At 28.4% G+C, this 10,697-nt stretch carries 7 protein-coding genes; 6 read left to right on the top strand and 1 reads right to left on the bottom strand.

From position 1 onward, the window contains the following. The first annotated feature begins 42 nt into the window (after positions 1 to 42). From T385_RS0101395 to T385_RS0101405, 3 genes are all read left to right on the top strand, one after another. The gene (locus T385_RS0101395) at positions 43 to 1,602 is read left to right on the top strand and encodes a TrkH family potassium uptake protein (protein WP_029905850.1); all 1,560 of its coding nucleotides are present in this window, start codon (positions 43 to 45) and stop codon (positions 1,600 to 1,602) included. Further along, entirely contained in the window at positions 1,595 to 2,122 is a 528-nt protein-coding gene (locus T385_RS0101400) for an MAG0130/MAG3770 family membrane protein (protein WP_029905851.1), read from the top strand. The genes T385_RS0101395 and T385_RS0101400 overlap by 8 nt, the downstream gene beginning before the upstream one ends. Positions 2,123 to 2,201: 79 nt before the next feature. Further along, the gene (locus T385_RS0101405) at positions 2,202 to 4,931 is read left to right on the top strand and encodes a hypothetical protein (protein ID WP_156953943.1); all 2,730 of its coding nucleotides are present in this window, start codon (positions 2,202 to 2,204) and stop codon (positions 4,929 to 4,931) included. 9 nt (positions 4,932 to 4,940) lie between these two features. Here T385_RS0101405 and T385_RS0101410 read toward each other — a convergent pair whose 3' ends face one another. After that, the gene (locus tag T385_RS0101410) at positions 4,941 to 6,824 is read right to left on the bottom strand and encodes a transglutaminase-like domain-containing protein (RefSeq protein ID WP_029905855.1); all 1,884 of its coding nucleotides are present in this window, start codon (positions 6,822 to 6,824) and stop codon (positions 4,941 to 4,943) included. A gap of 153 nt (positions 6,825 to 6,977) precedes the next feature. On the opposite strand from T385_RS0101410, the gene upp reads away from it, so the two are divergent. The 3 genes from upp to T385_RS0101425 are packed head-to-tail and all read left to right on the top strand — an operon-like array spanning position 6,978 to position 10,644. Beyond that, entirely contained in the window at positions 6,978 to 7,604 is a 627-nt protein-coding gene (upp, locus tag T385_RS0101415) for a uracil phosphoribosyltransferase (protein ID WP_029905858.1), read from the top strand. Further along, positions 7,579 to 8,307, top strand: coding sequence for an MPN527 family putative ECF transporter permease subunit (locus T385_RS0101420; protein ID WP_029905860.1), 729 nt, complete (start codon positions 7,579 to 7,581; stop codon positions 8,305 to 8,307). The genes upp and T385_RS0101420 overlap by 26 nt, the downstream gene beginning before the upstream one ends. Before the next feature lie 9 nt (positions 8,308 to 8,316). Continuing rightward, the gene (locus T385_RS0101425; protein ID WP_029905862.1) at positions 8,317 to 10,644 is read left to right on the top strand and encodes a class I tRNA ligase family protein; all 2,328 of its coding nucleotides are present in this window, start codon (positions 8,317 to 8,319) and stop codon (positions 10,642 to 10,644) included. Positions 10,645 to 10,697 lie beyond the last annotated feature (53 nt).

The raw sequence follows: 10,697 nt of genomic DNA on the forward strand, positions 1-10,697 counted from the left end.
ATAATAATATTATAATATAATAATTTATGAGGTTCAAATTTTATGATTAATAAAAAGCAACATAACCCTTTTAAAAAAGAATCTAAATTCAAAAATTTTTTTAAAAGCTTCAAAATTTACATCCGCAGCTTAAGTAAAATAGTTTTCATTTTACTTACCTATTTAGCTATTTTATTAATTGGAACAATTTTTTTAGCAACACCTTTAACATGATCAAATCCAAATTCTAAAGTTAGCATAATTGATGCACTTTTTACCTCATCAAGTGCCTTTAGTGATACCGGATTAGTTGTTTTTGACACATATAAACAGTGAAATATTTTTGGTCAAATTCTAATTGCAACATTAATACTATTAGGCGGAATTGGGATTTTTGCCTTTAAGGTTTGGATTTTTCACTTTATTTTCCGCAAAAAAAAGCTGTCTCTAAATGATATTCAGCTTATATCGATTGAAAGAGCACCACAACAAAATGATACAGCTCGTAAAACAATAATTGATTCAGTTACTACTTTGATGGTTGTCTTAATATCGTTTAGCTTAATTTTGAGTTTTTACTTTTATTGAATTGAACCCAATAATCCCGGTTTAATAAATAATGTCGATTATATTTCGCCACATAAAAATTGATCTTTAGCTTTTAGGTATGGTTTTTTCCATACAATAAGTGCCTTAAATAATGCTGGTTTTGACATTATTGGGCAAAATAGCTTGAGTGCTTATCAATATAATTATTCATTACATGTTTTATTCTTAATTTTATTATTAATTGGTGGTTTAGGTTTCCCCGTAATTCATGACTTTATTAATTTCTTACGTTTTCGAATTATAAATGGCAGACATATTCATTATCAATGAAGATTAATTACTAAAATTTCAACACTTACTTATCTTATAATTACTGTAATTGGCTTTTTTTTGATACTTTTAACCGAGCTAAGTTCAACTGATTCAGAGCATTTTATTAATGCCAAAATTGATGGTTATGAAATCTCTAAATCTCATAAAATATGACAACTATTTTTTACAAGCATCTCGACACGTTCTGCAGGTTTTGCTTTAATTGATAATAATATTTTTACACCTTCAGGTAAAATTATTCTCCTAATACTAATGTTTATTGGCGCTGGTCCAGCTTCGACAGGTGGAGGTATAAGAACAACTACTTTCGCGATTTTAATGATTAGTTTATTTTCGCGTTTGTCTGGTAGAGAATCAACACGCGCATTCCGTCGAACTATCAGCGAGGAAACTGTTAAAATGAGTTTTTATGTCTTTTTCAGCGCTTTAATTTTAGTATTAACTACTGCCTTAATTTGCTCAAGTAGTTTAAATCATTACCCAAGATCGCCGCTAGCTACAACAGAAATTAATAATGAATTTACAATGACTGATGTCTTCTTCGAAGTCACTTCAGCTTTTGGTACTTGCGGATTGGGAACTGGACTTTCTGCTCAACTAAATGTTACAAGCAAAATTTTCTTAATTTTAACAATGTTTATTGGACAATTCGGCGTTAGTTCAACAATTTTATTATGAGGTAGAAAAACTAATTATTCTTACAAATATGATTACATCACGGAGGATATTTCTATTGGCTAAAACAGAATTTCACCACAATCCCTCTCGTTTTAAGAATCTTAAAATTAAAAAAGAAAAAGTTGAGGATTTACTTAGCAAAGTAAAAACCAAAACGCCTGCAATGGTTATGATTTTATTATCATTATTAATAATTCTAGTCTTTGCTGCATTAATTATTATTAGTGCAATTAAGCCGGAAACACTACAGAATAAAGTTTTTTTATACGGGTCAATTATTTTTTACATCTTGGGCTTAATAATAACATTACTAATTGTTTTGCAACTTAATCTTTACCGTTTTTGTTATTGGATTCAAAGTATAAGCTCCGATGAATCACAACGAATTTGAAGCAAAAAAGTTCCTTCTTATGGTGCAACATACATGATTATAAATTTAGCTTTTTTCTCTTATAATTTGAACCACCGTAAAAGTGCTAATATGAAATTAGATGAAAGAGAAAAAAGCAAAATGTTATCTTATTTTCTAGCCCGGACAGATAAGGAAAAAAATAATGATTTAGCATTTTATAGCTGTGAATAAGCACTTTTATCAAAGAGTGCTTATTTATTTTTTCAAAAACTAAGAATTTAAAATATTGTAAAATATAAGAGATTGATTAGTGAAAAATATTAATTTAATAACAATAGTAAGTAGAATCGAGAATAATATGAAAGCAACTAAATTAATTCTTTGCTTTTCCTCGCTTAGTGTTGGTACAACCGCATTAATGTCTGCATCATGCGTACGTAAACCAGATAATAATAAAAATATAATCACCGATGATAATAATAAAAATATAATCACCGATGATAATAATAAAAATATAATCACCGAAGAGGTTTCTTATGAAGCTAATGATTATTTAGCAGGTTTTGAGCCAAGCTTTGTAAAAAAACAATTAGAAAAAAATGCTAATATAACTGTTGACCAATTAAGTTTTTTTATCCCTGAAATTAAGAACTTATTAAAGGAAAATCCATATTTTAAAATTAATTTCAGCGAATCTACATTCCATGATTTTGTTGACAAGCTAGATAAAGAAAAATTAATTTTAATTTTAGATCTTTACGATAAAGAAAATTCAACTACCATAGTAAAAAAAGTAAAAATTGAAATTAAAAATATTAATGTCAATAATCATAATGATATCTCAAGACATGAATATCCAGCTCGCGATAAAATCGTTTTATTTAATGGTGAGATCATTATTGGTGGCAAAGTAAATGAATTTGGTAAAAAAACTAGTGCCAATAAACTTGCCAGAGAAGTTGATGTTGCTAATAGCTTTAAAGAAAAAATTGATTCGATCGCTCAATATACTAGTGTGGAGCTTAAATTAGACGAAAATTCACTTTATGAACTTGACAAAACCTCGCATGCTCACGCCAGTGATGGTGAATACCATTTCTATATGCGTAAATACCCTGATAAAGCTGACAAAAATAAATTTATTGATGCTTCATACACTATCCAAGGATTCAATAAACATGCTAAGGAAGAGCTTGATGAGGATGAATTTGAAAAAAATATCAAAGGTGAGCCTGGTTCACAAAATGATCATGCTGAAGGGTGAGATAGTAAACAATCTCGTACTTTTGCGGGTATAACTTTTACAGGTGAATTAACCGAATTAGGTCAAGGAGTTAGATCAGATTGATTTTTAAATCATATGAGAGAATATAGAAAAGAAGTTAAAGCTGATCAACATAAAATGCTTGCAGAATTAGGAAAATACATTGAATTTACAGGCCAATTAGATGAAGACAAAGACATGAGGATTTGGCTTGAACAAACTCATATTCATGGATTTAATAATTTACATCTTTATATCGGTGTTAAAAATAAGACTGAAGATACTTATAAAATTTTTAACTGAGGTATAAATGGCTGAGATAATCCTAAAACAATCAATGGTTATAACTTTAGCAACCAAGCTGGCAAATTTGACGATTCAAAATACAAGGATGAAGAAGCATTTTTCACGACTCCAGCTAAAATCTATGCAGAACTAAAGAAAATAAACACCTTAGAAAAGCAAATTGAATATTTACAAAAATTTACCAATATCACTGTAGACAAGTCAAAAATGGATCCAAACCAAACAATAAAATTAAATCTTGAAGAAAGCATGAAAGCTTATTCGTATCAAAACGATTTATATGAATTGACTTTTGATTTAGACAATTCGAATGCCGACGATGATAAGGGATTATTAACATTACTAGTTAAAGCTAAGAGTAAATTAGACAATTCAATTATTAATGATAAAGTAATAATTGCAAACTTTCATGATGGCAATAATTTCCCAGCTAAAAAATCATTATTTAATGGTGATGTTACAATCAATGAGTTCGGAATTAATTTTGCAACTAAATCTACACCAGCAAAAATCAAAGATGATATTACTACAAATTTCTTAGATTATGATGATTTAACTGAGGAAGAAATCAAAGAGCAAGATGAAGAAAATGGTGTTGTTGCACAAAACTTTATTAGCTTAAAAAACTTTTTCGAATTTGCATCACAAGGAAGATATTCATTTTTAATTGGAACTAAGGTAGATGAAAGCAAAAATAAATATTATTTGGATGTAAAAAATTCAGATTTTTCAGATACAAAAAATGGAGAAATTATATTTAGCTTTGTAACTTTAGATGATAAAAATCAAGTTTCCAAAGAAGAAAAAGTTACTGTAAAGGGCTTTAAAAAGTCAATTTATGATAACGATAACTTTAATAAATATTTAAATGGTTTACTCAGTGTAGAGACTCATCAAACTTCAAAAAACAAAAATCTTGCAAGTGAGTTATTAACAAAACTTAAAGCAGCAAAAAATAATAATGAGATTATAAAAACATTAAGAGAAAATTATGTGAATATCGAATCTAAATTAATTTTTGGAAATTATGAATTTGAAACCTTTACAGGTTCACATGTTGTTAAAACATTAAGTGGCATCGATGAAAGAGATACGCTAACATTAATTTTTGACAGATATGAGCCAGATGGCAAGAAAATTACACTAGCTCCAATAAAAATTAAAGGTTTTAACAAGCTATTTAAAATTGAAAATTATTATTTTGATCAAAGCAAAATAATTAATGTTCCAGATGTAGAAAATTTTGTTAAAAATGAGCTCAAAGATAAGTTATTTTCTACTTTTGGTTACAAAGAAAACAATCAAATTACCGACGCAAAACTTCAATTAGTTTCCGCTGAAAGTGTAGATTTACCAAATGAAATGAATAGCAGAGGAATTCAAACATATTTTATTAAGCTTAAGTATGAAAATAATAATTATAGTTTCTATGCAATGTTCAAAAATGAACAAAAAAACGCAAATAAATAATTTGCGTTTTTATTTTGCTTCATAAGGTTTAGGTTTATCCTGGTAGAATATTTTAAGGATTGAATCACTTACATGTGATTTTCTAAAATTATCGCCACTCAAAACGAATTTAAAAGTAAATTGTGATGGATCATATGAGCTAAATGAACCACCTTCAACTTCAGAATCATCGATTAATCCATCAATGCTTCCGCCAGCATCACTATCTGATCAAGTTAAATCGATAGGGTATCAACCTTCTTTGTCCTCTCCTAAATCTTTAATGTATACTTCGTTTCATGCGTGCGGCTCAAAGTTAGTTTCTCCTTCGCCTTCCTCATCTTCAATAACACCTCTACCGCCATAGTAACGTGAAGGAATGTCTAAGTAGTACATAAATAATGAGAATGCTCTAGCATAGGCTTCGCAAACAACCTTGCCTCTTGAAATTAAATTGTAGTCATCTCCAAGGGATAAACCCTTTGCATTTTCATATTTAGCTAAGGCATTATCATCATCCTCATAGTCAAAATTTCATAAAATATATGCAGAAACTGCTTTAACTTTTTTGACTGTATTCCAGCTAGAATCGATAATTTTATTGATAGTTTCAAGCGCAAAATTTTCTAATTCTTTGTCTTTATCTTTTAATTTATCTGAAACTCAACCAAATGCATCAACTAATAAGCTATTCTCTTTATTTTCATTAGAATTATCATGCATATAGGCTGCAAGAATTTTATCTGAAACGTAATATCCTTCGCCTGTTGATAATAGGGCTTGTCTCATCATTTCTAAATTGAAAATTTCATGAATAAATCATTCGTTTTTTTCTTCATTTGTCATTGGTCTTACTTGATTGGTTTTTTCATCAGTGTATGATTTATCAACTCTATTGGTTTCAATAAAGTCAGTGAATCATTTTGGGTGTTTTACTGATGCAACCTTAGTTCCAATGTTATGTAATTCTTTAGGCAAACTAATAACAAATGGCTTTTCAGTTGTAAATAATTTATGATTATGTAAAACATCTTTTAATTCGTTTAAGGCTGTGCTACTGTCTTTTTGGTAAATTTTTAATTTACTTAATTTTGATTGTTTATCCTTTTCATCTGCAAAATATTTTTGATTTTTATTTGGCATTAGCTCAATAAATTCAAATCAATTATTAACTGAAATTTCATTATTCTCATCAATTTTTCTTAATATTTTTTTATTATTTTCTATTAAATCGAATAATTCGTATTCATCATCGCTTTGATCAGTAGAATCAATAAATTTTTGGAATTTATCTTTAGCTTCTTCTAAAATAGTATTAATTTCAGCAATCACAGCATTAAATTTGTTGATGTATAAGTCTTTAACATTGTAATTACTATCAAAATTAATGAATTTATCTTCTGTAGCAAGCTTTAAATTATTGTATGAATTTAAAGATTTATAAATTTCATCAAAAGTGTCTTTGTAAACAGCTTTAGCATTATCTTTTTTATCCACATTGTTAAATGATTCTAATTTAATTGGTTCAATTTTTTTATCTGCATACTTAGAAAAATCATAATTTTTCGATGCTGTATTATTTGATAATGTTTTTAGTGAATAAAGATTTTTATTATATAGGTTATCAGTAATTAAATCATCATATGAATAAGGACTTAATTCGTCATTATTTTTTGCAACGCCATTTGACGATTTACCCAGTGATGAGCCATTATTAGGTAATTGTCCACCCTTATCATCGTTACCTGAATTATCATTATTATCGGTTCCAGAATTAGATGTATTTTCCTGATCGCTTGGTTGCGGCGTTATTTTTTCTTCTTTTAGTTTTTTTGTTGCACCGACACAAGAAATTACTGAAAACGGTATTAGTAATGATGAATTAGCAATAGTTAATAATTTTCATTTTTTCATTTTACTCTCCATAAAAAATCGATCTTTTATAATTATATCTTTTTATTATTTTTTTGCACCATAGAACTAAATAAAAAGTCAGAGCATCTAAAATTAAATTTAATAAATAATTAAGCTATTTTAATTTATAATAATTAAAATAAAGGAGTAATTATGTTAAAAGTATTAGAACATCCGTTAATTTCAATTAAATTAACTAGAATGCGTGATAAAAATAGCAATCATTCCGTTTTTAGGCAAAATCTTAATGAAATCGCTTCTTTGATGGTTTATGAAATTTTAAGAAACTATCAAACCAAGACAAGCAAAATCATAACACCTCTTGATTTAGAATATGTTGGCCAAGACTATGCGAGTGAAATTGTAATAGTGCCAATTTTGCGTGCTGGATTAGGAATGACAGAAGGATTATTAAAGCTTATTCCTGAAGCAAAAGTCGGACATATTGGTCTATACCGTGATGAAGTCACTCATTTACCAATGACATATTTTTATAAAATGCCTCAAGTGAGCAAAGATTCGACAATTATTGTTGTCGATCCAATGTTAGCTAGCGGAGGTTCTGCTTGCGATGCAATTAAAAAATTGCAAGAAGATGGTTTTACAAATATACGTTTAGTTTGCCTTGTCGGTTGTCCTGAAGGTGTTAAACGTATCGAAAATGATTTTGGCAAAAATTTTGAAATTTATCTAGCTGCGCTAGATGAAAAATTAAATAAAAAGCTTTATATTGAACCCGGTTTAGGTGATGCTGGTGACAGAATTTTCGGCACAAAGTAAAACTAATTCAATATATTGAAAAAAGCCTCTAATCCGTCAAATCACATTAACTGCATTTTTTTTAGCTTTAATGCTTATTTTGGGTTCTTTTGGTTCTTTACTTAAGTTTTTTCCAGGTTCTTTTTTAAGTTATGATATAACTATTGCCCTAGTTATTTTTGCATTTCGTATAATTGGTTTTAGATACACTTTTTTAATTATTTTGCTTGGCTTTCTTATTGGACCATTTTTTTCAAGCAATGGATATAATGCTTTAACTATTGTTGGACATTTTGCCCTTAGTTTAAGTCATATGTCGATGCTTTTAGCATACTCTTTATTATTTTTTGTGATTAGGTCTAATTTAAAAAATACTATAAATAAGCTGAAAAAGGAAATTTTACTAAATGCTATTATTTTACCAATCGCATCATTAATAACAACATTTATTATGATTGGCGCAAATATGATTTCAATTACTCCGCTTTATTTTTATCTTTTTGGCTTAAGTAAATCAATTATGATAAGTGATGCAATTGATGCTTATGATAAGTTAAAAATTCTTTTTTTCAACATTAATAATTATTATACTGGTTTATTCTCATTATACGGGCTTTTCAATGTCGCTAACTTAACGATTAACTGCATATTAATTAGTATAATTTTGACAATAAATGCTAAATCAAATTTTTCACGTAATTATTACGACATTAACAAGGATTAAGGAGCAAACATGAAAGAATATAATCCGCAAGAAATAGAAAAAAAATGACAAGATTATTGATTTAAAAATGACTATTTTACACCTAAAAAAGACACAAAAATACCAAAAAAATATATTTTAAGCATGTTTCCTTATCCCTCAGGTAACATTCATATGGGTCATGTTAGAAACTACTCGATTTCAGATGCAATGGCACGTTATTATCGTCGTAAGGGATTTAATGTTTTACATCCATTTGGTTGAGATGCTTTCGGTATGCCTGCAGAAAATGCCGCGGTAAAAAATAATATCCATCCTAAAAATTGAACTTATTCAAATATCGAAGTAATGAATAAACAATTACAGAGTTTAGGAATTTCATTTGCTTGAGGAGATTATGAATTAATAACTAGTGATGAAAGTTATACTAAATGAGACCAATATATTTTTATTAAAATGTGGGAAAAAGGTATGGTTGAACGTCGTAATTCATATGTCAATTGATGCGAAAAAGATCAAACCGTTTTAGCCAATGAACAAGTAATTGACAATAAATGCTGAAGATGTGATAGTCCAATAAAGCAAAAGAAAATTCAGCAATATTATCTTAAAATTAGTGATTATGCTGAAGAATTGCAAAACGATTTACAAACCTTAGCAGGACACTGACCTGAAAAAGTTTTAATGATGCAAAAGAACTGAATTGGCTATGAAAAAGGCTTTTTGGGAACATTTAGCTTCGAAAATTCTTATACTAAAGCTAATGAAGTCAGCGTCTTTTCAAAAGATAAAAATAACTTTGCATCTTTTGAATATTTAGCAATTAGCGCAAACCATTCAATAATTAAAGAACTTATTCAAAACAATTATTTTAATGAATCTGAATTAAATAAAATCGACGAAATTAAAAGAGCAGCCCAAATTAAAGATTTTTCTAAAAAGTTAGGATTATTACTTAATTTTGAAGTTTATTTTAAAGCAACAAATCGAAACTACAAACTTGTTATATCTGATTTTGCTTCATTAGGTGAAATTGACCGAATTATCCTTGTGGATAGTAAAAAAAGTAAAAGTCATGCTGAGTTTAATAAGCTTAATAATTTTAATTTTAAATCTTTAAATGTTAACTTAGATAATGAAAAACTTAAGGAACATCATAATTTAAATTTAAAAGATTGGGGAATATCTCGTCAAAGGTATTGGGGAGCGCCTATTCCACTTGTTCACTGTGATGCTTGTGGCATAGTTCCAGCTAAAAATTTACCTGTCACATTGCCTGATAAAGTTGATTTTAAAAGCGGAGGAAATCCTTTATTAACTAATGAAGAATGATTAAATGTCTCTTGTCCTAAATGCAACAAAAATGCCAAACGAGAAACAGACACGATGGATACATTCTTCCAATCAAGTTATTACTTTTTACGTTACACAACTCCTCCTTCAATTCGCGAATTATGCTTATTTGATAAAGAAAAAATAAAATATTGGTTGCCAGTTGATGAATATATCGGTGGTATTGAACACGCAATATTGCACTTGCTTTATGCACGCTATTTCACTAAAGCTTTAGATGATATTGACTCCATAGACATTAGAGAACCTTTTAAGAATTTATTAACACAAGGAATGGTTAATAAAGGCGGTGTAAAAATGTCTAAATCAAAAGGCAATACTGTTAGCCCAACAGAAGTCATAAAAGAATATGGGGCTGATGTTGGTAGATTATTTATACTTTTTGCTGCACCACCTGAAAAAGAACTTGAATGATCCTCATCAGGAATTGATGGATGTGCCCGTTTCATAAAACGTTTAATCCAAAAATCATCAAATTTAGCTGTGTACAGGGATTTTGGTAAAATAAATACTTTAAATCTTTCAAAACAAGAAAAAGAAGCAAGAAGAAAACTTTATCAAGCTTTATCCAAACAAGAAGAAATCTTTAACGATAGATCCCATGGCTATAGTTACAACACAATCATTGCTTGATGCATGGAAGTTTTAAACGCTTATGAGATAATAGACGATCACAAATTAATAAGCGAAATGTTTTATGTTCTTTTAAATGTTTTAGAACCATACATTCCTCATATCGCTTGAGAGCTTTCTGAAGAATTATTTAATTTAGAAAATTTAACTGACTTTACAGTTGATAAAAAAGCTCTAGAAATTGATGAAATCACTTACTCTATTAGTGTGAATGGTAAAATGAGAGCCACATTATCTATTTCTATTACAGAAAATAACAAAGATGCAGTGGTTGATAAAGCAAAAGAATTAGTAGCCAAGTGAATTAATGGCCAAGATATAAAACAAATAATTTATGTTCCTAATAAAATTGTAAATATAGTTTTAAAATAATTATAATTTTACCAAAAAGCCTATACAATAGGCAAATTGGTAAAATTTTTTTT

Origin of the sequence: Mycoplasmopsis opalescens ATCC 27921 (genome assembly GCF_000712185.1) — a bacterium.
GTDB classification, from domain to species: domain Bacteria; phylum Bacillota_I; class Bacilli_A; order Mycoplasmatales; family Metamycoplasmataceae; genus Mycoplasmopsis; species Mycoplasmopsis opalescens.